We start from the raw sequence: 25,048 nt of genomic DNA, 5'->3' as shown, positions 1-25,048 counted from the left end.
TGCCAACTGTCGTAATCTCCATGATGACGCCCCCCTCGGTTCAAGTGGTTGCTCGATACTTCCACTTTGGCACATCGATGCCGTTACGGGTGGGGGCGTCCATCCCATTGCTCTACACGATCGGCAGCGCCGTCGTTTCCTTGATCCGCTGCAGCGCAAAGCTGGATTTCACGTCCAGCACCGCCGGGTGCCGCAACAGCGTGCCCATCATGAAGCGCGAGAAGTGGTCCATGTCTTCCACGTGCACGCGCAGCAGGAAATCCATCTCCCCCGTCATCGCATAGCAATCCACGACTTCCGGCCAGGCCGACACGGCCTGGGCGAATTCGAAGCGCGGCGAGGTCGCCGGCACGCGTGCGTTCGGCGCGCCTTCCGCGTGCTTTTCCAGTCGCACATTTACATAGGCCAGCAGGCCCAGGCCCAGCTTGTCCGCATCGAGCAGCGCCACGTATTGGCGGATCACCCCGGCTTCTTCCAGTCGCTTGATGCGGCGCAGGCAGGGCGATGGCGACAGGTTGACACGCTCGGCCACGTCCTGGTTGGACAGGCGGCCATCGGCCTGGAGGATGGCCAGGATCTTCCTATCGGTTTTATCCAGCTCGATTTTTGACATGACTTCCCTCACTCTTCAGTTGTGCCGCAATTTTATTGCGCAATTCAATGCATGGGGGGAATCGATTGAAATTTAATGGCCGGGGAGCGGGAATATACTGGCGATAACAATGGCGCGGACTCTACCACCCCTGGGGACGACCGCCCGCACAACAACGGAGACACAATGAACGCACCCCTGGACCGCTCCCAGCTGGAGCCGCAGCCGCCTGCGCACGAGATCACGCTGGACGACAAATGGACTTTGGCCCGCGGCCGCGCCTTCATGACCGGCACCCAGGCGCTGATCCGCCTGCCGATGCTGCAGCGCGAACGCGACCAGCAAGCCGGCCTGAACACCGCCGGCTACATCACCGGCTACCGCGGCTCGCCCGTCACCGCGGTCGACCAGACCGCCATGAAGGCGAAGAAACACCTGGAAGCCCACCACGTCCACTTCCATCCGGGCATGAACGAAGACCTGGCGGCGACCGCCGTCTGGGGCACCCAGCAAACCAACCTGTTCAAGGACGCCAAGTACGACGGTGTGTTCGCCATGTGGTACGGCAAGGGTCCGGGCGTGGACCGCTGTGGCGACGTCTTCAAGCACGGCAATAATGCAGGTTCCGCAGAGCATGGCGGCGTGCTGGTGCTGGCCGGCGACGATCATGCCGCCAAGTCCTCGTCCACCGCGCACCAGTCCGATCACATCCTGCACCACGTCGGCATGCCGGTGCTGTTCCCGTCGTCGGTGCAGGAATACATCGACTACGGCCTGCACGCCTGGGCCATGAGCCGCTACAGCGGCCTGTGGGTATCGATGAAGTGCGTGACCGACATCATCGAATCCGGTGCCGTGGTCGACCTCGATCCGGACCGCGTCCAGCCCGTGATCCCGACCGACTTCGAGATGCCGCCGGGCGGCCTGAACATCCGCTGGCCGGACGCCGTGCTGGACCAGGAAGTCCGGATGAACAACTACAAGTGGTACGCGGCGCTGGCGTATGCGCGCGCGAACAAGCTGAACAATATTATCTGGGACAGCCCGAACCCGAAGATCGGCATCATCACCGCGGGTAAAAGCTACCTGGACACCCGCCAGGCCCTGGCCGACCTCGGCATCGACGAGCAGGCGGCGCGCGACATCGGCCTGCGCGTGTACAAGGTCGGCATGACTTGGCCGCTCGATTCCGTCGGCGTGCACGAGTTCGCGCAAGGACTGGACGAGATCATCGTGGTCGAAGAGAAGCGCCAGGTGCTGGAATACGCGCTGAAGGAAGAGCTGTACAACCTGCCGGACGGCGAGCGTCCGCGTGTGGTCGGCAAGTTCGACGACAGCGGCGAATGGAGCATCAAGAACCGCTCCGGCCAGGGCGACTGGCTGCTGCCCGGCACCTACGAGCTGAACCCGGCCCAGATCGCGCGCGCCATCGCATCGCGTGTCAAGCATTACTGCGCCGGCCATCCGGTGGCGCAGCGCGTGCAGGAACGCATTGCCTTCCTGGAAGCCAAGGAAGCCGTCTTGAAGGCGATCCCGGCCAAGGCGAATCCGGAAACCGACCGCATCCCCTTCTTCTGCTCGGGCTGCCCGCATAACAGCTCGACCAAGGTGCCGGAAGGCTCGCGCGCGCTGGCCGGCATCGGCTGCCACTACATGGTGTTGTGGATGGACCGCGAAACCTCGACCTTTACCCACATGGGGGCGGAAGGCACGACCTGGATCGGCCAGGCCCCGTTCACGGATGAAAAACACGTGTTCGCCAACCTCGGCGACGGCACCTATTTCCACTCGGGCGTGCTGGCGATCCGCGCCTCGGTCGCGGCCAAGGTCAACATCACCTATAAACTGCTGTACAACGACGCGGTCGCGATGACCGGCGGCCAGACCCACGACGGTCCGCTCGACCCGGCCAAGATCAGCCGCCAGCTGGCGGCCGAGGGCGTCCAGCCGATCATCGTCGTCACCGACGAGCCCGAGAAATATCCGGCGGATTATCCGTGGGCCGAGGGCGTCACCGTGCGCCACCGTGCGGAATTGATGGATGTGCAGAAGGAACTGCGCGAGGTACAAGGCGTGTCGGCGATGATCTACGACCAGACCTGCGCCTCCGAAAAACGCCGCCGCCGCAAGAAGGGCGCCTACCCGGATCCGGCCAAGCGCGCCGTGATCAACGAAGCCGTCTGCGAAGGCTGCGGCGACTGCTCGAAGCAGTCGAATTGCCTGTCGGTCGAGCCGCTGGAAACCGAACTGGGCCGCAAGCGCCAGATCAACCAGTCCTCGTGCAACAAGGACTTTTCCTGCGTTACCGGTTTCTGCCCGAGTTTCGTGACCGTCGAGGGCGGCGGCCTGAAGAAGCCAAAGAAGGCAGCCAGCACTGAAGCCGCACCGCCGGCACTGCCTGCCCCGGCCATCCCGGCAACGCTTGAACCTTTCGGCATCCTGGTCACCGGCATCGGCGGCACCGGCGTGGTCACGGTCGGCCAGATCCTGGCTGTCGCCGCCCACGTCGAAGGCAAAGGCGCGCTGGTGCTGGACATGAGCGGCCTGGCCCAGAAGGGCGGACCGGTGATGTCGCACGTGCGCCTGGCGGATAAACAGTCCGACCTGCACGCGACCCGCGTCGGCACCGGCAGCGCGGACCTGGTGATCGGCTGCGACCAGATCGTCACCGCCAGCCGCGACGCCCTGTCGCGCATGGGAGAGGGCCGCACCAAGGCGTTCGTGAACAACAGCGGCGCCACCACCGCCGCCTTCATCACGAACCCGGACTGGCAGTTCCCGGGCGAAGGCTCGAAGGGCGCGATCGTGCAGGCCTGCGGCGCGGACAAGGTCGATTTCGTCGACGCCGGCCAGATCGCCACCACGCTGATGGGCGACGCCATCGCCACCAATATGTTCATGCTCGGCTACGCTTTCCAGAAGGGCCAGGTGCCACTGCAGGAAGCCTCGATCATGAAGGCGATCGAGCTGAACGGCGTGTCGATTCCGTTCAACAAGGCCGCCTTCAACTGGGGCCGTACGGCAGCCCACGACCTCGCGTCCGTGACCAGGCTGACGACCCCGGCCAAGGTCATCGAGTTCAAGCGCACCCAGTCGCTCGACGACCTGGTCAAGCGCCGCGTCGAACTCTTGAGCGCCTACCAGAACGTGGCCTACGCACAGCAATACAAGGCCTTTGTGGACCAGGTCCGCGCCGCTGAAGAAAAGCTGGGAAAGGGCACGCGCCTGAGCGAAGCCGTGGCGCGCTACCTGCACAAGCTGATGGCCTACAAGGACGAGTACGAAGTCGCGCGCCTGTACACCGATCCGGCTTTCCTGCAGAAGATCGACGACATGTTCGAAGGCGAGGTCAAACTGAAGTTCCACCTGGCGCCGCCGCTGCTGGCCAAAAAGGACAAGCAGGGCCACCTGGTGAAGCAGGAATTCGGCGCGTGGATGATGAAGGCCTTCGGCGTGCTGGCCAAGCTGAAAGGCTTGCGCGGCACCGCGTTCGACGTGTTCGGCTACACCGGGGAGCGCAAGATGGAGCGCGCCTTGATCGGTGAATACCGCCGCACGGTCGAGTCCCTGCTGCCGAAGCTGAACGCGGACAACCTCGCCCAGGCCGTGGCGATCGCCAGCGTGCCGGAAGACATCCGCGGCTTTGGCCACGTCAAGGAGCGCAACCTGGCTGCGGCCAAGCGCAAGGAAGCGGAGCTGCTTGCCGCCTTCCATGCGGGCGGCACGGTTTCTCGCGCAGCTTGATTTGAGATAGCCGCGCCGTGCTAAATTAAAGTATGAGCACGATGTCCGACGAATGCCGTGAGCTGCTGCTGGAGTCGCGCCGCCATGCGCCGCTGTACGGCAACCGGCTGGCCAATCACTTGCCGATGGCGCTGCTGGCGCTGGACCGCCTCGGCGCCGATGCGGCCACGATGCGCCGCTTCGCCGGCGGCTACGCGCGCAAGCTGCTGCCCGCCGCGCTGCCCAGCAGCGCGCTCGACCCGCACGATGTCCTGGGCAGCGCCGGCGACTATTCCCGTTTCGCGGCCTTCTTCCAGGACCGGATCCGCGAGGCCGGGCCGGAGGCCGTGTTGCACGACTGGGTGCCGGTGCTGATGCCGGGCGTGGCGGCGTCCGCCTTCCACGGCTTGATCCGCCTGGCGTATGCGATCGAGGGCGGGCTCGAGGACGAGATTGCGCTTTCGTTGGCGTACTGGGCCAGCGAATACGCGCCGCTGCCGCTGTCACTGGCGCCGAGCGAGGGCACGCTCGAGCAGATCGCCGGGCACCTGCGGGGCAAGGTGGCCGACCACGTCTTCAAGCCGGGCATCATCATCGACAAGATGCTCGAGATCGCCTGGGACCCGGCACTGGCGGGCGCCGTGGTGCAGCCGGCCGCGGCGCCGTCGCTGCGCGAGATCGCCGGTTTCGGCCTGGACGCGTACCGGCGGCGCGAGGATTTCACCCTGCTGCACGTCGTCACCGGTTGCCATGCCTTCCGCATCGTGCAGCGCTATGCGAGCGACCAGGCGCTCGCCCGGCGCTACCTGTGGCAGGCGGTGCTGGCGGCCTGGCTCACGGTGACGGCCGGCCAGGCGGGCCGGGCGGAAGCCGGCGCCGATGGCCCCGAGGCCGGGGAAGAGGAGATCGCGGCGCGCGCCATCCTGTCCAGCGACGACCACGTCATCAAGCTGTGCTATTCCGCGCTGTGCGAATACAGGGAGTACGGCAACCCGGCCTATCTGCGGATCGCGGCGCGCAAGCTTGCCCTTTAAACACAGCGGATGTCGTGTCCGCCCCACTGTTACAGTTGCTTGCAATCGCGCAGGCAGGCACGTCTATAATCGGCGCATGAGCTCGCGATATGCACATCCCGGCCGCCTGGCCGTCTTCTCCCACGTTGCCGCGTCGGTATGTGCGGCCCTGGTCTTGCTGTCCGGCTGCGGCGGTGGTGGCGGCGGCTCGTCCGCAAGCACCGGGGCGCCGGTCGGCAACACCCCGGCGCCCCCGTCCGTTCCCACAGACCCGACCACGCCGCCCACAACGGCCACGCCGGCGGACCCGATCCCGACCGACTTCATGAACTACCAGAACCTGTGCGCCAAGCCGCGCACGGGCGTGGATGCGCAGGGATACGCCTTCCCGGACCGCCAGGGCACGCTGCAGGACGAAATGAAGTTCCTGCGCGGCTGGTCCGACCGCTATTACCTGTGGTACGACGAGATCCCGACCACGATCAGGATGGCCGACTACACGAATACGCTCGATTATTTCGCGGCGCTGAAGACGCCCGCGCTGACGGCCGCGGGCAAGCCGAAGGACCGCTTCCACTTCACCTACACGACGGCCGAGTGGGATGCGTTGTCGCGGGCCGGTGAGGAGGTCGGCTATGGCCTGACCTGGTCGCGCAATTCCGCCACCGCGCCGCGCACCTGGCTGGCTTCCATCGTCGAACCCGGTTCGCCGGCGGCGAATGCGGGCATCAAGCGCGGCGACATGCTGACGGCGGTCGACGGCATCGACTTCGTCAACGCCACCGGCAGCACCAACGTCGACGCGATCAACGCCGGGCTGTTCCCCGACAATGCGGGCGAGTCGCACCGCCTGTCGATCCAGCGTGGCACGACGAAGTTCGACGTGACCCTGGTGTCGCAAGTGGTCGCCAGCGATTCCGTGAAGAACACCAAGGTGATCGACACCCCGACCGGCAAGGTCGGCTATCTCTCCTTTGAAAACCACAACGCGGTGGCCGAGAAGCAGCTGATCGACGCCTTCAACCTGTTCAAGAGCCAGGGCGTGAACGACCTGGTGCTGGACATGCGCTACAACGGCGGCGGCCTGCTGTACATCGCCAGCGAGCTGGCCTACATGATCGCGGGGCCCAGCTCGGCCGGCAAGACCTTCGAGCGCGCGGTCTACAACAACAAGACCGCGCCGGATGCGCCGATCCCGTTCCGCAATACGGCCTACGGCTTCTCGGCGCCGAACCCGGTGACGGCGGGCATGGCGTTGCCCTACCTGGGCCTGAGGCGCGTGACGGTGCTGACCACCGCCGGCACCTGCTCGGCCAGCGAAGCCGTGATCAACGGCCTGCGCGGCGTGGACGTCGAAGTCGACATCATCGGCAGCCAGACCTGCGGCAAGCCCTACGGCTTCACCCCGGTCGACAACTGCGGCACGACCTATTTCTCGATCGAGTTCCAGGGCGTGAACGCGAAAGGTTTCGGCGACTTCGCGGACGGCTTCGCGCCAACCTGCACCGTGGCCGACGACCTCGCCCACACGCTCGGCGATCCGGCCGAGAACGTGCTGGCCGCGGCGCTGGCCTACCGCGCCACGAATGCCTGCCCGTCCTCCGGTACGGCCCGCGCGAGCGCGGTGCAGATGGAGCTGGTGCGGCCGAAGCTCAAGGAGATTTCGATTTATCCGCAAAAGCGCTAGCTAACCGGCTGCGTTTGCAGCGTCGCCCCGCGCAGGCGGGGGTCCAGGTTCTGCTTGAGTTACCTGAACGCATACAAACTTGGGTTCCCGCCTGCGCGGGAACGACGTTATAAGGTCTATAATTTCCGGCTTGAAATCTTTCTAATCTTGCCGGAGTTCAAAGATGATTCGTTCTGCCTTAATGCTGGCCATGCTGGCTGCCGTTCCCTTCGCCCATGCGGCGCCCGACCTGGTCACCGTGTCGGAACGCTCGGGTTTCACGGCCACCGGCCGCTACGACGAAGTCATCCAGCTGTGCGGCGCCTTCCAGCAGGCCTATCCGAAGCAGGTGAAATGCTTCCAGTTCGGCAGCACGCCGGAAGGCCGGCCGATGATGGCGCTGGCCGTGACCCGGGCCAATGCCTTCACGCCCGAGGCCGCGCGCAAGAAGAAGCTGCCGGTGACCCTGATCCAGGGCGGCATCCACGCCGGCGAGATCGACGGCAAGGACGCCGGTTTCCTGGCGCTGCGCGAGATGCTGGAAAATCGCATCGCGAAAGAAGCCCTCGACAGGCAGGTGCTGCTCTTCGTGCCGGTATTCAACGTCGACGGCCACGAGCGCTTCGCCAAATGGAACCGCCCCAACCAGCGCGGCCCGGTCGAGATGGGCTGGCGCACCACCGCCCAGAACTTCAACCTGAACCGCGACTACACGAAGGCCGACGCGCCCGAGATGCAGGCCATGCTGGCATTGGTGAACGCCTGGGATCCGCTGACCTATGTCGACCTGCACGTCACCGACGGCGCGATGTTCCAGCACGACGTCTCGATCCAGGTCGAGCCGGTGAACTCCGGCGACGCGGAGTTCCGCAAGGCCGGCCTGGCGCTGCGCACGAATGTCATCGCCGACATCACCAAAGAGGGCTCCTCGCCGCAGTCCTATTACATGTCGTTCAAGGACACCGACGATCCGGCCTCGGGCTTCGTCAACACCGTCTACGAGCCGCGCTTCTCGACCGGATATTTCCTGCTGCGTAACCGGATGTCCCTGCTGGTCGAGACCCATTCGTGGAAGGATTACCCGACCCGCGTGCGGATCACCCACAATGCCATCGTCTCGATCCTGAACCAGGTCGCCGCGCACGGCCAGGAATGGCAGCAGGCGGCCAGCGCGGCCGATGCGCGCGCCGCGCGCCTGGCCGGCCAGCCGGTGGCGCTGAGCTACAAGACCACCGACAAGACCACGATGGTCGACTTCCAGGGCTATGCCTACACCCGCAGCATGTCCGACGTATCCGGCATGATGATGACCCATTACGACGAAACCAGGCCGCAGGTCTGGCACGTGCCGCTGCGCGACGAGGTGGTCGAGGACCTGCAGGTGAGGGCGCCGGGCGCCGGCTACGTGGTGCCGGCGGCCTGGGCGCAGATGGTCGCAAGCAAGCTGACCCAGCACGGCATCGCGTTCCGCCGGCTGGACAATGCTGTAGCCAGTGCGAAGGTCGAGACCTTCCGTGCCGACAAGGCGAGTTTTTCCGCCGGCTCCTTCGAATCGCACCAGCGCCTGGCGGTGCAGGGCACCTGGCGCCAGGAACCGCGCGCGGTCGGCAAGGGCGCGCTGTTCGTGCCCATCGCCCAGCCCAAGGCGCGCCTGGTGATGGCCCTGTTCGAGCCGCAGGCGCCGGATTCGCTGCTGGCCTGGGGCGCATTCAACAACGCCTTCGAGCGCAAGGAGTACATGGAAGAGTACGTGGCCGAGGACGTCGCGCGCGAGCAGATGGCGCAGGATCCGGCGCTGGCCGCGGAATTCCACCGCAAGGTCGAGAGCGACGCCGCCTTCGCCAAGAACCCGCATGCACGCCTGGAATTCTTCGCGCGCCGCCATCCGTCCTGGGACGAGCGCCTGAACCTGTATCCGGTGATGCGCACCGACATCGCCCTCTGATTCCGCGCAAAGCCCGGCCATTCGCCTGCAACCCCGGCCGGTGCGGCCGCTCTGATCCTGTATGGACGAGCGGTCGATACGGAGGGCGGCGATGGGCGACTCAGGAAAGTGGCAGCGGGGCATGGCGCTTTGGCGGGAGCGACGATCATGACACCGCCGGCCAGTTGTTCCATCGTCTGTTATCGCAGCCGGCGCGATCAGGTCGAACGCCTGCTGGCCAGCGTCACGACCGCCAAGCCCGACCTGCTCGTCTACCTGGTCGACAACTCTCCTAGCGATGCGCTGCGCGCGCCGGCCGAGCGCTTCGGCGCGTGCTACCGGCACCGGCCCGACAATCCCGGCTACGCCCGTGCCCATAACCTGGCGCTGCGCGACGCCATCGCCGCCGGCAGCGCCTACCACTTCGTGCTGCACCCCGACATCCAGATTCCCCTCGACGCGATCGGCAAGCTGCTGGCCTGGATGGAACAGCATCCCGACGTCGGGCTGCTGGCCCCGCGCGTGCACTGTCCGGCTGCTCCCTGCTGATGCGGCTCGAGACGGTGCAGCGCGCCGGCCTGTTCGACGAGCGCTTCTTCCTGTATTTCAGTGATGTCGACCTGTCGCGCCGGGTGGGCCGCATCGCGCGCACGGTGTTCGTGCCGCACGTGGCCGTGGTGCACGATGATGGAAGGGCGTCGTACCGCGACTGGCGGCGGCTGGCGCAGCACCTGATCTCGACGGCACGCTACTTCAACAAGTGGGGCTGGCTGCGTGACGAGGAACGTGCCCGGATCAACGCCCGCACGCTGCGCGCGGCAAACCCGGCGCGTGGCGCCTACCCGGAGGAGGGGGGGCGGACGGGCGCCAGCCCGGCCGGGACCGACTTGCGCCCGTGAGCGCGGGGAGGGTTCAGCAGTTCTGCAGTGGACGGCGGGCGTACCAGCCGAACACCAGGATCAGCAGGTAGCAGATGGCGGGCACGGCCAGCGCCAGGCGCAGGCTGGACAGGTCGGCCGCGAAGCCGGTCAGCAGGGGCACGACGGCGCCGCCGACGATGGCCACGCACAGCAAGCCCGAGCCTTCGGCGGCGCGCTCGCCCAGGCCTTCCGACGCCAGCGTGAAGATGGTCGGGAACATGATCGAATTCACCAGGCCGATCGCCAGCAGGGACCAGCCCGACACGGCGCCGGTACTGTTGCTTGATACCAGCAGCAGCAGGGCGGCGAGACCGCCGGCCACGGCCAGCACCTTGCCCGGCGAGCAGATGCGCAGGACATAGGCGCCCAGGAAGCGGCCGACCATGGCGCCGCCCCAGTACAGCGGCACGTGCTTGCCGGCCGCCTCGGCGCCCAGGCCCAGCACGTCGAATTGCATCAGGTAGTTCACGATCAGCGAGCCGACCGCCACTTCGGCGCCGACGTACAGGAAAATGCACAGCGTGCCGAAGGCGAAGCGTGGCCGCCGCAGCAGGCCGAAGGCGCTGAACACGCTGCCTTCCGGGCTGGTGTGCTCGACCAGCTTGTTGCGATTCGCCCAGACCATGGCCGCCACGATGGCCAGCGCGATCGCCAGGCCGATGTAGGTGTGGACCACGACCTGGCTTTCGGCCGCGCGGTAGGCCGCCAGCTGCACCGCCGACAACGTCGCCTGGTCGACCTTGGCCAGCGAACCGAGGATCAGGATCGCGCCGACGTAGGGGAACACGGTGGTGCCGAGCGAGTTGAAGGCCTGGGCGAAGGTCAGGCGGCTGCTGGCCGTCTGCGGGGCGCCCAGCATCGAGATCAGCGGATTGGCCACCACCTGCACGATGGTGATGCCGGCCGCCAGCACGAACAGGGCCAGCAGGAAGGCGCCGAACAGGCTGGACGAGGCTGCGGGAATGAACAGCAGGCAGCCCGCGGTCATGGTCAGCAGGCCGACCACGGCGGTGCGCATGTAGCCGATGCGGCGCACGATCGAGGCCGCCGGCAGCGAGACGATGAAGTAGGCGGCAAAGAAGGCCGACTGCACCAGCATCGCCTGGGCATAGCTGAGGGTAAACAAGTCCTTCAGCTTGGGGATGATCACGTCGTTCAGGCTGGTGATGCCGCCGAAGGTGAAGAACAGGGCGAACACGAAGACGCGCAGGCTGGCGAGGTGCGCGCCGCCGTTGGAATGCGGGGAGGCGTCGCTTTGCGCAGCGCCGGCAGGGTGGCCGATTTGCATAAGAATAGTCCAGGTGGGTTGAAGCGGCAGGTAGGAATATTACATGGCTTTTCGTGAAAAACCTTGCTTCCTTGCCGCAGCCCTGCTGGGCACGCTGGCTCCCGCCGTCGCCCAGGACAAATCCGCCGTTCCCTACGATGCCGAGCTGGCGAAATCGCTCGGCGCCAACGACCCGGTGATCGTCAATGGCGAGATGGTGGCGGAATACCACAGCTTCTTCGGTTCGGCCGCGCTGATGGCCGTGAACGAACTCCACGCGAAGATCCAGAAGCCGAAAGACTGAGGGCGTAAAAAAGCGCCGGCGGGACTGGCCCGGCCGGCGCTTGCGTCAGCGCTCTGCGGATGCGAATTACAGGAACTTGTATTTCGCGCGCAGGTAGAACATTCGGCCCAGCGGATTGCCGTACTGCGGATCGTAGCCGACCTGGAAGCCCTGGTCGTTACGCGAGCTCGGCGGGTCCTGGTTCAGCAGGTTCCTGATGCCGAAGGCCACGTCCACGGCCTTAATCGGGCTCCAGACCAGCTGGGTGTCAAAGGTGCTGATCGACGATACATGGCGGACCGAGGGGTAATCCGGACCGATCAGGTCGGCGTTTGTGTAGTCCTGGTAGCCAGCTGTGTAGTTGTGCGTCAGGGACGCGGTCCACGCACCGCTCTTCAAGCTGAAGGTCAGGATGTGGCGCCAGCGCGGGGTCGCACCGAAGTCCTCGTACTTGCCGAGATCGCTGACAGTCGCCACACCCGCATACTGGTAGCCGTGCTTCAGGTAGTAGGTGCCATCGAGGTTGGCGCCGAAGCTACCGATGCCGGCGAAGTTCTGCTTGTAGTTCAGGTTCAGGTCCAGGCCCGAGGCGAAGAAGCGCGACGAGTTGGCGTAGGGCAGATCGACGAAGGCCAGCGGGAAGTCCGGGTTGGTGCTGCCTTGGATCGTATTGCTCTTGTTGAGTGCCGTCGGGTCGAGGGATGGCTTGCCGGTCGAATCGAGCGGCAGGGTTTTCGGATCGACGCGCCAGTAATTGCCCTGGTAAAGCGTCGGATTGCCGAGCACGCCGATCTCCGAGGTCTGCACGATCGAATTATTGATCTTGATGTTCCAGTAGTCGAGCGAGCCGCTGATGTGCTGCGTCGGCTGGAACACGAAGCCCAGCGAGTACTGCTTCGATTTTTCCGGCTGCAGGTTCGGATTGCCGCCACGCGCGGCGCTCAGCTGCACGTTGCACTCATCCTCGAGCGCACCGACCGGATTGGCGCTCTTGATCGGCTGGCCGCCCGGGCAGCGGACCGGGTCGCTGAAACTGCCGTTGGTGTTCTGGCCATACGAATACGGCAGCAGGTTCTGGTACAGGGTCGGCGCGCGGAAGCCTTCGGCGAAGGAACTGCGCACCATGACTTCCTTGATCGGCTGCCAGCGCAGCGAGACTTTCGGGCTGACCTGGGAGAACGAGGTGCCGAAGTCGTTCTTGTACTTGTCGTAGCGGGCCGCCATGTCGAAGTCGAGATGGGTGTACAGCGGGACCGACACTTCGGAGTAGGCCGAGTACACCTTGCGGCTGCCCGTCACGCCCGGCACCGGTCCGTTGCCGCCGACCTGGTCGCCGGAAGCGAGCGCATCGGACGAAACCTGCTCCAGTTTTTCGTGGCGCATGTCGACGCCGACGGCGAAACCGAGCGCGCCGTACGGCAGCTGCATCAGTTCCTTGGACACGCGGGCATCGAATTCCTTGGCGGTCGAGGTCGCGCTGTTTTCCATGCCGGTCAGGCGCGCACCCTGCAGCGCCGACAGGCTGTTCGCGTCCTGGTCGCCGAATACATTGATGGAGCCGGAGGCGATCAGCGGGGTCAGCTTCGCATAGCTGTACTGGCCGTCGCCGAACGAGATCACGCCTTCGTTCTTCGAGTACGAGATGGCGGTGTCGTAGTCCCAGCCGGCGATGGTGCCGCGGGCGCCGACCAGGAAGCGGGTAGTCGTGGTATCGGTGATATCGGCACGGCCGCCGCCGGCCACGGTACGCCAGGTGCCGCTCATCGGGCCGACAGGGGTGACGGCGGTATCGGCGCCGAGGATCGAGCCGTCCGGCATGGTCATGCCTTTCGGCAGCGTGATGCTTTTCGGGTAGAAGCGGCCGTTCGCCGGGTAGATCATCGGCTTGGTATAGGGCGCCGGCGAATAGTGGGCGGTGGTCTCGTCCTTGGTGCGGATGGCTTCGGCGTACAGCTGGTTGTCGTCGTTCAGCTGCAGCACGCCGCGCGCGACGATGTTGTCGTGCTTGGCTTTCGGAATCAGGTCGATGAAGCGGACGTAATCGGTGCCGCACCTGGTCGCGCTGCCGATCGGGATCAGCGCGAAGGCAGCGTTGTCGCAATTCTTGTAACGGAAGGGATTGACGTTGGTATAGCTGTTGCCGTTGGTATCCGTGAAGTTGAAGTTGGGGATGCCGTTGCGCGGCGAATTCTTGATCAGGCCCAGGTCCGGACGCACGCCGGTGCTGGCGTACGGGCGCTGGGTCGCCTTGAGCGCGTCGTCGGTCTCGTGGTTTGCGCTCAGCAGTACGTTGAAGCCCTGGGTCGACAGATCGCCGTAGCCGCCGGTGAAGTTGAAGCTGCGCGTGTTGCCGCCCCCTTGCTGGACCTTGGTGTCGTAGGCCGAGACTTCCGCACCCTGATAATCCTTCTTGAGGATGAAGTTGATCACGCCTGCAACCGCGTCGGCGCCATAGATGGCCGATGCGCCATCGCGCAGCACCTCGACGCGCTCGATCGCCGAGAGCGGAATCGAGTTCAGGTCGACCGGGCTGCTGCCGAAGGCATAGTTGGCCACGCGGCGGCCGTTGAGCAGCACCAGCGTGTACTGCGGGCCGAGGCCGCGCAGGTTGGCGGTCGAGGGATTGCCGGTCGAGCCGACGTTCTGTGCCAGCACGCCGCCGCCGAAATTCGACGGGATCAGGCTCACGAGATCCTGCGCCGTCGTGGCGCCGGTGCGCTCGAGGTCGGCGTGGGTCAGCACCGAGATCGGCAGCGCGGTTTCGGATTCAGTACGCTTGATCGCCGAGCCGGTGATTTCCACGCGCTGCATGGCCGGTGCGGGCGTGCTGCCTGCCGCATCCTGCGCCGCTGCCGGCAAGGCCAGCAGGCCGACGCCGGCGACGATACCGCCCGAATAAATTACTCGCAGCGAGCGCGCGAGCATTGTCTCCTTGAACATATTGTTCCTTTTCTTTTGTATGGAAATCTGCGCGAGCACCGGCGCGCGTGCGAGCACCGGGCTCAATGGCAGGACACACCCGTTTCGGGTAAAAAACGGAAGTGGCGAGCATCTGAACATATGCATATATGAGCGTCAATATGAGCGGATGGGTTATTACCAAGATGTAATCTGGGCGAGGCCCCCGCTGGCCTTGATACCCCATAAGAATCGCGCTCTGCAGCAGGCCTAATCTGGTCTCGCTCCGTGCCGCGCGCACGCTTTGTCGATTCCATCATGGCCACTTACTACATCGATCCTTCCGCCTCCAGTCCCGGTCCCGGCAACGGAACGCTTGCCAGCCCTTTCAAGGCATGGACTAGCGTTACCTGGGCGCCCGGCAATATCTACCTGCAAAAACGGGGCACCAGCTACCGGGGCGTCTTTCAATTGTCGGCAAGCGGGACCGCATCGCAGCGCATCACGATCGGCGCGTATTACCGTGCCAACGGCAGCGATGACCCGTCGCGCCCGAAACCCATCATCGTCCTGCCGGGGGCACCCACCACCCCGGCGAATGGTGCGTCGATCGCGGTGTTCAACCAGGAGCGCGATTTCGTCACCTACCGCAACCTGGACATCCGGAATACCGCCTTGCCGGAAGCCAGCGATGTCGCGATCATCTGGCTGGGCAACAACTGCGTTTTCGAAAATAACAAGCTCAGCTCGAATTGTGCCGGCGTGTATATCTTCGGCAAACAGCACGTGACCGTGTCCGGCTGCGTGCTCGACGTCGTCCGCAACAGTCCGGCGTATGCAAATCACGGCATTCTCGTGGCCGGAAGCGGCACGATCGACGATACCCGGTTGCTGAACAACACCATCCGCCACCGCGGCGGCGGGAACGCCTCGTCGCATGGCATCCGCTGCGAAACCTATAGCAGCAGCGCCTTCCTTACCAATCTCACGATCCACGGGAACCGCGTATCGCCGCCACCCGGCATCACCTACAACCCCAACCGCGGCGCCATCGGCATCTACCTGGTCCAGGGGGCGGCTGCGACGGTGGACAGGAATACCGTGACCGGCATGCTGGTGGGTATCTTCCTGAACAGCGGAGACCACAGCTACGTGGGCAACAACAACTGCAGCACCAATATGAATTTCGGCATTCATGTCACCGGGCTAGCCAAGTCTTTCCTCATCGAGAGCAATGTCTGCAACTACAACGGCGGCACGGCGAGCCCCACCTATTACGGCCGCGGCATCGAGCTGACGTCGACGGCAGGCCAGGATGCCGTATCGGGCCACACGATCCGCTACAACACCTGCCGATTCAACTATAACTATGGCGGTCCGCTGGACAACGGTTCGGAAGGCGTCGGCATCGGCCTGGACAACGGAACCCGCGCCTGCTCGGTGTACGGCAACGTCATCTCGAATAACGAAGGCAACGGCATCCAGTTATATGGCGGCGGCGACCCGGCCAAATACCCCGACACCGGCGGCCACATGGTCATGTCGAACATGCTGGATTCGAACTGCACCCATTCGGTCCTGAACCGGCGCAGCGGCGGCACGACACCGAGCCTGTTCCAGGCGCATATCGCGCTTGTCTACATTTATGGCAGTCCGACCGTCATTTCCGGCAACGTGTTCATGGGAAGCACGCGCGACGCGATTTACCAGGACAGCACGGATGCGAACATCATCATCTTCGGGAATATGGTCCTGGGGCTGCTGTTTCCGGTGGCAGCGCCGATATTCGAAAATTTCGATTAATATCCGCAAATTATCCTGCTGCAACTGGTGCTGCTGCTGGGTTTCATGGTGTGCGGCATGCTGGCCGAGCCGGTGGGGAAGAGCGCCGGCGCGCTGGCGATGATGGCGGGCCTGCTGGGCGCGGCGGCCATGGGTGCGCACAGCGCAGCCAGCAAACTGCTGCTGAGCCATCTGGCGCCGACCTCGATGATGACCGGGAACGTGACCCAGCTCGTGATCGACACGGTCGACCGCCTGCGTGGAACCGCTGACGCGGCCACGCATGCACGCTGCGCCAAGTTCTTCTGGCCGGTGCGCGCGTTTGCCTTGGGTTGCGGGGGCGGCGCCTTCGCGTTTCACGCCGTGGGCTTCGTGGCCCTGATCGTGCCGGCGGCGATCTTGTGCGTACACCTGTGGCTGCCGGAACCGCAGGGGCAAGCGCAGGCTGCTTAAGGCGTACCCAGCAGAATAGTCCGTACCTGGCCGTCCGCGCCGGGCAGCAGCTGGTACAGGCGGTCGAACTCGTCATCGAGGATCTCGCTGCCGGGCGCGCCGCCGAACAGTTTCACCAGTTCCGGCAAGGTGTTCGAGTGCCCGACCACCACCACCGCGCCGCTCAGGGCGCGCACTTTCTCGACCAGGACCCTGGGAGCGCGCGGGTCGTACAGCTGGACCGTCAGGCCGGTGCGCTGCGCCAGCGGCGCCGCGGTCTGCCGGGTGCGCGCGGTCGGCGTGCTGAAGATGGCCGTGATGCCGGCCCGGTGCAGCATCGCGGCGATATGCTGCGCGCGTGTCTGGCCCTGCGGCGTCAGGTCGGGATCCTTGCCCTCGGCCGCCTTCTCGGCGTGGCGCACGAGGTAGATCGCGGAGGGTTCCGCCGCCGCCAGGCCGGGCAGCAGGGTCAGGGCCGCCAACGCGGCGCACAGCAGTGGGCGGAACGTGGGCATGGGCGGCCTCGGTTGAAGGATTACAGGGCTTGCAGCGGAATGGTGCCGGGGACGCTGGACGGCGTCGAGCACGGCTCTTCGTCGAAGGCGATGTCGCCGTTCGGATTCGCCACGCCGTCGGTCTTCAGGTCGACGAAGCCGAACATGTCGCGGTCCATCAGGTGCGAAGGCACCACGGTGCTGAGCGACGAGAAGATGTTCTCCACCCGGCCCGGATGCTTCTTTTCCCAGTCGCGCAGCATCGCCTTGATCTGCTTGCGCTGCAGGTTTTCCTGCGAGCCGCACAGGTCGCACGGGATGATCGGGAAGCCTTTGACTTCCGCATAGCGCTCCGTATCCGCTTCCTTCACATAGGCCAGCGGGCGGATCACCATGTGCTTGCCGTCGTCGGAGACCAGCTTGGCCGGCATGCCCTTGATCTTCGCGCCGAAGAACATGTTCAGGAAGAAGGTCTCGAGGATGTCGTCGCGGTGGTGGCCGAGGGCGATCTTGTTGCAGCCGAGCTCGTCCGCGACGCGGTAGAGGATGCCGCGCCGCAGCCTGGAACAGAGCGAGCAGGTGGTCTTGCCCTCTGGAATCAGGCGCTTGACGATGCTGTAGGTGTCCTGGTTCTCGATGTGGTACGGGATCCCCAGCTTGTCGAGGTAGGCCGGCAGCACCTCGGCCGGGAAGTTCGGTTGTTTCTGGTCGAGATTCACGGCGACCAGCTCGAACTTGATCGGCGCGCGCTCGCGCAGTGTCATCAGGATGTCGAGCAGGGCATAGCTGTCCTTGCCGCCCGACAGGCAGACCATGATCTTGTCGCCGTCCTCGATCATGTTGAAATCGCCGATCGCCTGGCCGACCAGGCGGCACAGGCGCTTGTGCAGCTTGTTGTTCTCGTACGCTACTTTGTCGGCCTGCTTGTCGGCCAGGTCCATCACTTCACTCATGCTTCATCCTTGATCTGGAATACTTCGACGCCGACGCCTTCGCAGTCGGGGTATACGTCCGGTTTCATGGTCGACACCCCGGCGGCGCGCACGCGTGGATGCGCCAGCATGGCCTTGACCACGTCGTCGCACAGCGTTTCCTGCAGGTGCACGTGGCCCTGGGCGATGCGCTGGGCGATGGTTTCGCGCATGAAGTCGTAGTCGACCACCTCATGCAGCTGATCGTCCTTCGGCGTCGACATCGCCAGCGGGATGTACAGCTCGACATTGATCAGGACGCGCTGCTCGCCCTTCTTCTCGAAGTCGTGTACGCCGATGTTGATCATGACTTCGTAATTGCGCAGGAACAGCCTGCGGCAATCGCGCAGCTGCGGGTGGGACAGGGCGGACAACATAGAAACCTTTTATTTAGTTAAAAACATCACGTCGCGCTCGAGCGGCATCAGGTGCTGGCCGCCATCGACGAGCAGGGTGGTGCCGGTCAGGGCGCGTGCATTCGCTGCATAGCAGACGGCATCGACGATGTCCTGCGGGGTGGACGAGCGCCCCAGCGGCGTGACCCGGTGGGCGCGCGAAAAGCCGTCCTCGGTCTGGTCGCCCGACACCATCGTGATGCCGGGGGCGACGCCGACCACGCGCAGCTTCGGCGCCAGGGCCTGGGCCAGCATCGTCGTCGCCGTGTGCAGTGCCGATTTGGACAGCGTGTACGACAAAAAATCCGGGTTGAGATTGTACAGTTTCTGGTCGAGCAGGTTGACCACCACGGCCTGGCCGCCGTCCGGCACGAGGGCATGCAGTTCCTGCGCCAGCAGCAGCGGGGCGGCCAGGTTGCACTGCATGTGGGCCGCCAGCAGCGCCGGCGAGAATGCGTCCGGCTTGTCGTATTCGAACAACGAAGCGTTGTTGACGATGCAATCCAGGCCACCCAGCAGGTGGACGACGTCGCGCGGCAGCGCGCGCACGGCATGCTCGTTCGCCAGGTCGGCATGCAGCGCCACGGCGCGCCGGCCGTGCTGGCGGATCGCGTGCACGACTTCCTCGGCCTCGGCCTGCGAAACGCGGTAATGGACGGCGACGTCCCAGCCGGCCTGGGCCATGCCAAGCGCGATTTCCCGCCCGATGCGGCGCCCGGCGCCCGTCACCAGGGCCACGCGGGCGCGGCTGGCGTGGGGTGGAAGGTCCTTGGAAGCGGTGTCTGTCATGTTCTACGTGATATGTCCTACAATGGCCGGATGTCTCTACCTGCACCGAATAGCGACGCGCTGGCCGCGTCCCAAGCCCTGCAGCGCCTGATCGCTGCCGAGATCGCCGAACAAGGCGGCGCCATCCCGTTTTCGCGTTTCATGGAGCTCGCGCTGTACGCGCCCAAGCTGGGTTACTACAGCGGCGGTGCGGCCAAGCTGGGCAGGGACGGCGACTTTACCACCGCGCCCGAGATCAGTCCGCTGTTCGGCGCCACGCTGGCGAGAGCAAGCGCCGCTATTATGGCCCAAAGTGGCCCCAACATCATCGAATTCGGCGCCGGCACCGGCAAGCTGGCGCGCGACGTGCTCACCGCGCTGGCGGAAATCGGCGTGGCCGTCGACAGCTACACGATCATCGAACTGTCGGGCGAGCTGCGGGCGCGCCAGCAGGAGGCGCTGAAGGATTTTCCGCAGGTGCGCTGGCTGAACGGCTTCCCCGACGGTTTCCACGGCGCGGTGCTGGCCAACGAGGTGCTGGACGCCATGCCGGTCGAGCTGGTCATGAAGGAGGGAGATGGCTGGACCCGCCAGTACGTCACCATCAGCGGTGGCGCCTTCACCCTGATTCCGGGCCAGCTTGATGCCGCCCTGCTGGAGCAGGTCGCGCGCCAGATCCCGGACTTCGAATCGCTGCAGGACGGCTACCTGACCGAGGTGCATCTGGTGGGCTGCGGCTTCATGCGCTCGCTGGCGCAGATGTTCAAGAATGGCAAGGGCGCGGCGATCCTGGTCGACTACGGCTTCCCGGCCCACGAATATTATTTCGACGAGCGCAGCAGCGGCACCCTGATGTGCCACTACCGCCACCATGCGCACCCGGACCCGTTTTATCTGCCCGGCCTGCAGGACATCACCGCCCACGTCGACTTCACCGCCATGGCGCTGGCCGCGCAGGACGCCGGCCTGGATGTGCTCGGCTACATGAGCCAGGCCTCCTTCCTGCTGGCGGCCGGCATCGGCGAGCTGCTGCTGCGCACCGATCCCGAGGACGCGCTGCGCTACCTGCCGCAGTCGAAAGCCGTTCAAAAACTGGTGTCGCCGGCCGAGATGGGAGAATTGTTCAAGGTGCTGCTGGTTGGTCACGGCGTGGAGCTCGACCCGGCAATCGTGCGCGCTGATCGATCTCATAAGCTTTAAGATTTTGATATCTTGCGCGCCGGATACAAACCCGGCTATGCTGACCTTATGGCCAAAATCCACACCCACTATGACAACCTGAAAGTGTCGCGTCACGCGCCGCAGGAAGTCATTCGTGCGGCCTACAAGGCACTGAGCCAGAAATACCATCCCGACAAGAACCCCGGCGACGAGCGCGCCGCCCGCATCATGGCGATCGTCAACACCGCCTACAACATCCTGTCCGACCCGGTGCGCCGCAAGGAGCACGACGACTGGATCGCCTCGGAGGAATGGGAAGTCGAGTGGCTCGAAACCAGCCACGGCGACGAGGGCCGCGGGCAGCGCGGTGAAGCGCAATGGGAACCGCGCCAGGTCGAGGCGCCCTTGCGCTGGCGCTTCCTGCTCGCGCCGCGCTGGTGGGCCGGGATGCTGGCCTTTTTTGCGGCCGGGGTGGTGCTGACCGTGCTGCTGGTCGATTCGCCCAAGGTATTGCCGTCCGCGCTGGCCTGGGCCGGCAAGCCGTCCGGAACGAGCGGCGCGAGCGCCGGCGCGCCGAATTCTCCACCCGAGCCGCTGGGCATCGACGCCAGCAACGACGGCTGGGCCCGTCCAGCGGGCCCGGCCGAAGCGCCGCCCGACATCAAGGCCCTCGGCCTGACCCAGCTGGTGGTGCCGGCGCGCGCGCCCGACTGCGATACCGATCTGCAGAGCCAAGTCTCGCCGAACGGTGATCCGTGGCCGGCCCAGTCCGGCTACATCGACGGCTACCCGGTCGGCAACCAGGGCGAGGAAATGCAGATCCTGGTCGACAACAGCAACAATCCCTCACCGGTGCTGGTCAAGATCTACGACCTGGACCGCCGCTCGAACGTGCGCCATGCCTACGTGCTGGGGCGCACCAAGTTCTTGATCGACAAGCTCTCGGCCGGCAAGTACGAGGTGCGCTACCAGAACATCCTGATGGGCGGCTCGCGCGCCGAATGCGTGAATGGCCGCCGAGCAGCCCTGCGCCAGGCCGCCGCCCGCTAAGCCTTCCTGGTTCGCCGGCAGCACCGGGTTGTGGTTTTCTACGACACTGCATGTGGCTGCTCAGCCGTGAATTTAAGTATTTTGTTCCCTGGACGTAATATACTCGGACAGCCGCGGGCCGATGCAGCCTGCCGGCCCACGCCCAACGCAGGCAGACACGGAAAAACCGGGATATGAACGAACTAGACGGGCTGACCGCCCTGATCATCGAGCCGCATGCCGGGATGCGGGCGACGGTCCATAACATGCTGACGATGTGCGGCTTGAGCAAGGTCGACCACGCGGGCAGCTCGAACCAGGCGGTCAAGTACCTTGGGCTGAAGCAGTACGACCTGGTGCTGTGCGAATATGCGCTGGAAGGCGGCCAGGATGGCCAGCAGCTGCTCGAGGACGTGCGCCACCACAAGCTGATGCCGCTGGCGACCATGTTCTTCATGGTGACGGCCGAAGGCGACTACGGCAAGGTCGTCAGCGCCGCCGAGCTCGGCCCGACCGACTATATCCTGAAGCCTTTTACCGCCGACCGCCTGCTCGAACGCATCGCGCGCGCGCTGGACAAGCGCAAGGTGTTCCTGCCCGTGTACGAACTGATGGCATCCGGCGGCCAGCGCGAGGCGATCGATGCCTGCCTCGAGGGCGAGGAAAGGCATCCGCGCCACGCGATCGACTTCATGCGCCTGCGCGCCGAGCTGCACATGTTCCTCGGCGAAGCCGACCAGGCCGAGCCGATCTACCGGCGCCTGGTCGAGGCCAAGGCGATCGCCTGGGCGCGCCTGGGCCTGGCCAAGACCCTGTTCCTGCGCGAGCGTTTCCAGGAGGCCCAGGAGCTCCTCCAAGACCTGGTCGAGAGCAACAAGAACTTCGTCGACGCCTACGACTGGCTGGCCCGCACCCACGAGGCGGTCGGCGAGCTGGACAAGGCGCAGGCGGTGCTGGGCGACGCCGTGGCGGTGTCGCCGCATGCGGTGCGGCGCCTGCGCAAGCTGGGCGAGACCGCGCTCGAGGCCGGCGACCACGACACCGCCGAGAAGGTGCTCAAGCAGGTCGTCAGCAAGGCCAAGTACTCGGAATTCCGCGACCCGCAGGACCACGTGCGCCTGGTGCAGACTCTGGTGCGCAAGGGCGATCCGGTGCAGGCGGCGGCCGTGATCCGCGACCTCGACAAGTCGATGGCCTTCCAGAAGGGGACGGCGCTGTGCAGCGCGATCGCGTCCAGCATGGTGCACGAATACACCGGCAACGAAGCGCGCCTGAACGAGTCGCTGCTGGCCGCGCTGGCCGCCAGCAAGGAGGCGCCCACGCTGGCGCCGGATCTGAAGCTGGAGCTGGCGCGGGTGGCGATCGAGAACGACATGGAAGAGGGCGCGGCCGAGGTGATGCGCGAAGTGATGCGCAACGCCCAGAACGGCGCCGCCATGGGCCGCGCGATGGCGGTGTTCGAGAAGGCCGGCCACGGCGACCTGGCCCGGCAGCTCGCCAGGGAAAGCCGCCAGCAGGTGGTCGACCTGGTCGCCAGCGGCGCCGCCAGGGCCCGGGAGGGCGACTTCAAGGGCGCGGTGGCGATGATGCAGGAAGCGGTCGGCAAGCTGCCGGACAACCCGCAGGTGGCGTTCAACGCGGCCCTGGCGGTGCTCAAGGCCCTCGACAACGGCGGCTGGGACGAGCGCCTGGGCCAGCAGGCGGTCGCCTACATCGCCGCCGTGCGCCGCCTCGATCCGGTCAACCCGAAACTGCCGGCGCTGGCCGGCCTGCACCAGCAGGTGCTCATGAAATACAACAAAGGCCCGCGCAGAAAATGAAAGCAGTACCCCTTTCGCCATCGGCGCCCGATGAGATTCCCGACGCCGTGGCGACGGACCGCCGCCGGGTGCGCGCCGCGCTCCTGAACAAAGTCTGCGGCGACGAAGACATGTTCGCGCTCGGCAGCTCGGTCGCGCGCGTGGTCCAGATGGCGTCGTCGGACGACGAAGGCACCCATGCGCTGGCCTATTACGTGCTGTCCGACGTGGCGCTCACCCAGCGCATCCTGCGCCTGGCCAACACCGTCAAGTATCGCACCGCCTCCGGCACCGCCGTCACCACGATCTCGCGCGCCATCTCGCTGCTCGGCTTCGACAACGTCAAGACCACCGCACTGGCGATGCTGCTGGTGGACGCGCTGGCCAGCAGCGACCATGCGTGGAGCGTGCGGCTCGAACTGGAAGCCTCTCTGTGCGCCAGCCTAGTGGGGCGCGAGATGGCCCGCCACAGCTTTTACCAGGGCGCCGAGGAAGCGTCGATCGGGGCCTTGTTCAAGAACCTTGGGCCGCTGCTGGTGGCCTCCCACGAGCACGAGCGCTACCGCGAGATCGGGCTTCTGGTCGCCTCCGGCAAGCACAAGCTCGGCCAGGCCGCCCAGATGATCCTCGGCTGCAGCTACGACGCGCTGTCCGAGGCCGTGCTGGGCGAATGGAAGATCCCGGACGTAATCATGCGCGCCCAGCGCCCCCTGCCGGAAGGCAGCCTGAAGGTGGCGCTCAACCGCGGCGAATGGATGCGCCAGGTGGCCTCGTTCAGCCTGGACGTGGCGCGCCTGCTGGCCAAGTCCGGCGAGCCGTCCGGCACGCTTGACGCCCGCGCCCTGCTGGAGCGCTACGGCCATGCGTTGAATATCGACGGTACCCAGCTCGACGAGCTGTTCGATGTGGTGGCCCGGGAGATGAGCGGCCTGCTGCAGAGCATGAACCTGGAGCCGGTCCCGCGCCGCCAGGAAAGCGACGGTGACGGCCTGCCCAACGTGCTGCTGCTGGCCACCCTGGGCACGTCTGATGCGGAGCAGGGCAGCTACCCGAGCGGCAAGCCCCGCAATGCGCGCGAACTGCTGCTGGCCGGGGTGCAGGACGTGACCCAGATGCGCGCCTCCGGCCAGCACCAGCTCAACGAGGTGATCCTGGCCGTGCTGGAGACGCTCTATACGGCGATGGGCTTCCGCTTCGCCACCGTGGTCCTGAAGGACGCTCGGCGCGACCAGTACCGCGCCCGCGTGTCCTTCGGTGCCGACAAGTCCGCGACCCAGGCGGGATTCGCGTTCCCCGCGGCACCCGGAACGGCAGCCGGCCGCGACCTGTTCTTCCTGGCGATGGCGAACAATGCCGACCTGATGATCTCGGACGCCGCCAGCCCGAAGATCCGCGACCTGCTGCCGGCCTGGCACCGCCAGCTGCTGCCGGATGCGAAGAGCTTCATCGTGCTGCCGCTGGTGGTGGGGCAGGCCCAGCTCGGCCTGTTCTACGCCGACCGCACCCAGGCCGCACCGGAAGGCGTGCCGCCGGACGAAACCTCGCTGATCAAGGCGCTCAAGGGCCAGGTACTGGCTGCGCTTGCGCCCTGACGAAGTCGCCGAACTCGCGGGCCGGCATCGGCCGGCCGAACAGGAAACCCTGGGCTTCGTCGCTGCGCTTGTCGCGCAGGAAGCCCCATTGCGCCTGCGTCTCGACCCCTTCCGCCACCACGGACAAGCCCAGCGAATGCGCCAGGCCGATCGTCGCGCCGACGATCGCGGCGTCGTTCGGATCGTTCTCGATGTCCTTCACGAAGCCGCGGTCGATCTTGATGCGGTCGATCGCGAACAGCTTCAGGTAGGCCAGCGAGGAATAGCCGGTGCCGAAATCGTCGATCGCCAGCTTGAAGCCGCGCGCGCGCAGCTGGCGCAGCAGGGCGCGGGTGTTTT

General features: G+C 65.6%; 21 protein-coding genes. 13 read left to right on the top strand and 8 right to left on the bottom strand.

Features of this window, described 5'->3' with window-relative positions:
- Positions 1-112: 112 nt before the first annotated feature.
- Positions 113-613 (bottom strand): Lrp/AsnC family transcriptional regulator, encoded by a 501-nt coding sequence (locus tag ACI48D_RS25495; protein ID WP_435574039.1) that lies wholly within the window; start codon positions 611-613, stop codon positions 113-115.
- Positions 614-778: 165 nt separating this feature from the next.
- Here ACI48D_RS25495 and ACI48D_RS25490 point away from each other — a divergent pair, with 165 nt between their 5' ends.
- The 6 genes from ACI48D_RS25490 to ACI48D_RS25465 all read left to right on the top strand — a co-directional run bounded on the left by ACI48D_RS25490 (position 779) and on the right by ACI48D_RS25465 (position 9,817).
- The gene (locus ACI48D_RS25490) at positions 779-4,336 is read left to right on the top strand and encodes an indolepyruvate ferredoxin oxidoreductase family protein (RefSeq protein ID WP_435574038.1); all 3,558 of its coding nucleotides are present in this window, start codon (positions 779-781) and stop codon (positions 4,334-4,336) included.
- A gap of 32 nt (positions 4,337-4,368) precedes the next feature.
- Positions 4,369-5,349 carry a questin oxidase family protein gene (locus tag ACI48D_RS25485; RefSeq protein WP_435574037.1) on the top strand — a complete coding sequence of 327 codons (981 nt, stop codon included), beginning with the start codon at positions 4,369-4,371 and terminating at the stop codon, positions 5,347-5,349.
- A gap of 76 nt (positions 5,350-5,425) precedes the next feature.
- Complete coding sequence (locus ACI48D_RS25480) at positions 5,426-7,015, top strand: S41 family peptidase (RefSeq protein WP_435574036.1); 1,590 nt, start codon at positions 5,426-5,428, stop codon at positions 7,013-7,015.
- Positions 7,016-7,178: 163 nt separating this feature from the next.
- Entirely contained in the window at positions 7,179-8,939 is a 1,761-nt protein-coding gene (locus tag ACI48D_RS25475) for a M14 family metallopeptidase (RefSeq protein WP_435574035.1), read from the top strand.
- 147 nt (positions 8,940-9,086) lie between these two features.
- Positions 9,087-9,467 (top strand): glycosyltransferase, encoded by a 381-nt coding sequence (locus ACI48D_RS25470; RefSeq protein WP_435574034.1) that lies wholly within the window; start codon positions 9,087-9,089, stop codon positions 9,465-9,467.
- The gene (locus tag ACI48D_RS25465; RefSeq protein ID WP_435574033.1) at positions 9,467-9,817 is read left to right on the top strand and encodes a glycosyltransferase family 2 protein; all 351 of its coding nucleotides are present in this window, start codon (positions 9,467-9,469) and stop codon (positions 9,815-9,817) included. The genes ACI48D_RS25470 and ACI48D_RS25465 overlap by 1 nt, the downstream gene beginning before the upstream one ends.
- A 13-nt stretch (positions 9,818-9,830) precedes the next feature.
- On the opposite strand, the gene ACI48D_RS25460 is transcribed toward ACI48D_RS25465, so the two are convergent.
- Positions 9,831-11,126 (bottom strand): sugar MFS transporter, encoded by a 1,296-nt coding sequence (locus ACI48D_RS25460; RefSeq protein WP_435574032.1) that lies wholly within the window; start codon positions 11,124-11,126, stop codon positions 9,831-9,833.
- Positions 11,127-11,169: 43 nt separating this feature from the next.
- On the opposite strand from ACI48D_RS25460, the gene ACI48D_RS25455 reads away from it, so the two are divergent.
- On the top strand, positions 11,170-11,409 hold the full coding sequence (locus ACI48D_RS25455) for a hypothetical protein (protein WP_435574031.1): 240 nt from the start codon (positions 11,170-11,172) through the stop codon (positions 11,407-11,409).
- A gap of 66 nt (positions 11,410-11,475) precedes the next feature.
- Here the strand turns inward: ACI48D_RS25455 and ACI48D_RS25450 are convergent, their stop codons facing one another.
- On the bottom strand, positions 11,476-14,328 hold the full coding sequence (locus ACI48D_RS25450; protein WP_435574030.1) for a TonB-dependent receptor plug domain-containing protein: 2,853 nt from the start codon (positions 14,326-14,328) through the stop codon (positions 11,476-11,478).
- 276 nt (positions 14,329-14,604) lie between these two features.
- Here ACI48D_RS25450 and ACI48D_RS25445 point away from each other — a divergent pair, with 276 nt between their 5' ends.
- Entirely contained in the window at positions 14,605-16,089 is a 1,485-nt protein-coding gene (locus tag ACI48D_RS25445; protein WP_435574029.1) for a right-handed parallel beta-helix repeat-containing protein, read from the top strand.
- A 9-nt stretch (positions 16,090-16,098) separates the two neighbouring features.
- Positions 16,099-16,521, top strand: a complete 423-nt coding sequence (locus ACI48D_RS25440) for a DUF1275 family protein (RefSeq protein ID WP_435574040.1) — start codon at positions 16,099-16,101, stop codon at positions 16,519-16,521.
- Here ACI48D_RS25440 and ACI48D_RS25435 read toward each other — a convergent pair.
- The 4 genes from ACI48D_RS25435 to ACI48D_RS25420 are packed head-to-tail and all read right to left on the bottom strand — an operon-like array spanning position 16,518 to position 19,149.
- The gene (locus tag ACI48D_RS25435) at positions 16,518-17,015 is read right to left on the bottom strand and encodes a SixA phosphatase family protein (protein ID WP_435574028.1); all 498 of its coding nucleotides are present in this window, start codon (positions 17,013-17,015) and stop codon (positions 16,518-16,520) included. The genes ACI48D_RS25440 and ACI48D_RS25435 overlap by 4 nt on opposite strands.
- 20 nt (positions 17,016-17,035) lie before the next feature.
- Positions 17,036-17,947: a tRNA 2-thiocytidine(32) synthetase TtcA gene (gene ttcA / locus ACI48D_RS25430; protein WP_435574027.1), complete on the bottom strand. Its 912-nt coding sequence runs from the start codon at positions 17,945-17,947 to the stop codon at positions 17,036-17,038.
- On the bottom strand, positions 17,944-18,342 hold the full coding sequence (locus ACI48D_RS25425; RefSeq protein WP_435574026.1) for a dihydroneopterin aldolase: 399 nt from the start codon (positions 18,340-18,342) through the stop codon (positions 17,944-17,946). The genes ttcA and ACI48D_RS25425 overlap by 4 nt, the downstream gene beginning before the upstream one ends.
- Positions 18,343-18,351: 9 nt before the next feature.
- Entirely contained in the window at positions 18,352-19,149 is a 798-nt protein-coding gene (locus ACI48D_RS25420) for an SDR family oxidoreductase (RefSeq protein ID WP_435574025.1), read from the bottom strand.
- A 30-nt stretch (positions 19,150-19,179) separates the two neighbouring features.
- Here ACI48D_RS25420 and ACI48D_RS25415 point away from each other — a divergent pair, with 30 nt between their 5' ends.
- The 4 genes from ACI48D_RS25415 (at position 19,180) to ACI48D_RS25400 (ending at position 24,709) form a co-directional block, all read left to right on the top strand.
- Positions 19,180-20,328, top strand: coding sequence for a class I SAM-dependent methyltransferase (locus ACI48D_RS25415; RefSeq protein ID WP_435574024.1), 1,149 nt, complete (start codon positions 19,180-19,182; stop codon positions 20,326-20,328).
- 48 nt (positions 20,329-20,376) lie between these two features.
- The gene (locus ACI48D_RS25410) at positions 20,377-21,339 is read left to right on the top strand and encodes a J domain-containing protein (protein ID WP_435574023.1); all 963 of its coding nucleotides are present in this window, start codon (positions 20,377-20,379) and stop codon (positions 21,337-21,339) included.
- Between the two features lie 173 nt (positions 21,340-21,512).
- Positions 21,513-23,138, top strand: a complete 1,626-nt coding sequence (locus tag ACI48D_RS25405; RefSeq protein ID WP_435574022.1) for a tetratricopeptide repeat protein — start codon at positions 21,513-21,515, stop codon at positions 23,136-23,138.
- Positions 23,135-24,709: an HDOD domain-containing protein gene (locus tag ACI48D_RS25400; protein WP_435574021.1), complete on the top strand. Its 1,575-nt coding sequence runs from the start codon at positions 23,135-23,137 to the stop codon at positions 24,707-24,709. The genes ACI48D_RS25405 and ACI48D_RS25400 overlap by 4 nt, the downstream gene beginning before the upstream one ends.
- On the opposite strand, the gene ACI48D_RS25395 is transcribed toward ACI48D_RS25400, so the two are convergent.
- Positions 24,675-25,048 (bottom strand): EAL domain-containing protein (locus tag ACI48D_RS25395; protein ID WP_435574020.1); only part of this gene is annotated, 374 nt, incomplete at its 5' end. The genes ACI48D_RS25400 and ACI48D_RS25395 overlap by 35 nt on opposite strands.

It is taken from the genome of Massilia sp. LXY-6 (assembly GCF_051233485.1).
Classification (GTDB): Bacteria; Pseudomonadota; Gammaproteobacteria; order Burkholderiales; family Burkholderiaceae_D; genus Telluria.
The sequence above is the reverse complement of the archived record's forward strand: the minus strand, read 5'-3'. Positions and strand labels throughout refer to the sequence as shown.

Excerpts from the sequence above, each read along its gene's own strand:
- ACI48D_RS25495 (WP_435574039.1), bottom strand. The coding sequence starts at position 613 with ATGTCAAAAATCGAGCTGGATAAAACCGATAGGAAGATCCTGGCCATC.
- ACI48D_RS25490 (WP_435574038.1), top strand. The coding sequence starts at position 779 with ATGAACGCACCCCTGGACCGCTCCCAGCTGGAGCCGCAGCCGCCTGCG.
- ACI48D_RS25485 (WP_435574037.1), top strand. The coding sequence starts at position 4,369 with ATGAGCACGATGTCCGACGAATGCCGTGAGCTGCTGCTGGAGTCGCGC.
- ACI48D_RS25480 (WP_435574036.1), top strand. The coding sequence starts at position 5,426 with ATGAGCTCGCGATATGCACATCCCGGCCGCCTGGCCGTCTTCTCCCAC.
- ACI48D_RS25475 (WP_435574035.1), top strand. The coding sequence starts at position 7,179 with ATGATTCGTTCTGCCTTAATGCTGGCCATGCTGGCTGCCGTTCCCTTC.
- ACI48D_RS25470 (WP_435574034.1), top strand. The coding sequence starts at position 9,087 with ATGACACCGCCGGCCAGTTGTTCCATCGTCTGTTATCGCAGCCGGCGC.
- ACI48D_RS25465 (WP_435574033.1), top strand. The coding sequence starts at position 9,467 with ATGCGGCTCGAGACGGTGCAGCGCGCCGGCCTGTTCGACGAGCGCTTC.
- ACI48D_RS25460 (WP_435574032.1), bottom strand. The coding sequence starts at position 11,126 with ATGCAAATCGGCCACCCTGCCGGCGCTGCGCAAAGCGACGCCTCCCCG.
- ACI48D_RS25455 (WP_435574031.1), top strand. The coding sequence starts at position 11,170 with ATGGCTTTTCGTGAAAAACCTTGCTTCCTTGCCGCAGCCCTGCTGGGC.
- ACI48D_RS25450 (WP_435574030.1), bottom strand. The coding sequence starts at position 14,328 with ATGTTCAAGGAGACAATGCTCGCGCGCTCGCTGCGAGTAATTTATTCG.
- ACI48D_RS25445 (WP_435574029.1), top strand. The coding sequence starts at position 14,605 with ATGGCCACTTACTACATCGATCCTTCCGCCTCCAGTCCCGGTCCCGGC.
- ACI48D_RS25435 (WP_435574028.1), bottom strand. The coding sequence starts at position 17,015 with ATGCCCACGTTCCGCCCACTGCTGTGCGCCGCGTTGGCGGCCCTGACC.
- ttcA (WP_435574027.1), bottom strand. The coding sequence starts at position 17,947 with ATGAGTGAAGTGATGGACCTGGCCGACAAGCAGGCCGACAAAGTAGCG.
- ACI48D_RS25425 (WP_435574026.1), bottom strand. The coding sequence starts at position 18,342 with ATGTTGTCCGCCCTGTCCCACCCGCAGCTGCGCGATTGCCGCAGGCTG.
- ACI48D_RS25420 (WP_435574025.1), bottom strand. The coding sequence starts at position 19,149 with ATGACAGACACCGCTTCCAAGGACCTTCCACCCCACGCCAGCCGCGCC.
- ACI48D_RS25415 (WP_435574024.1), top strand. The coding sequence starts at position 19,180 with ATGTCTCTACCTGCACCGAATAGCGACGCGCTGGCCGCGTCCCAAGCC.
- ACI48D_RS25410 (WP_435574023.1), top strand. The coding sequence starts at position 20,377 with ATGGCCAAAATCCACACCCACTATGACAACCTGAAAGTGTCGCGTCAC.
- ACI48D_RS25405 (WP_435574022.1), top strand. The coding sequence starts at position 21,513 with ATGAACGAACTAGACGGGCTGACCGCCCTGATCATCGAGCCGCATGCC.
- ACI48D_RS25400 (WP_435574021.1), top strand. The coding sequence starts at position 23,135 with ATGAAAGCAGTACCCCTTTCGCCATCGGCGCCCGATGAGATTCCCGAC.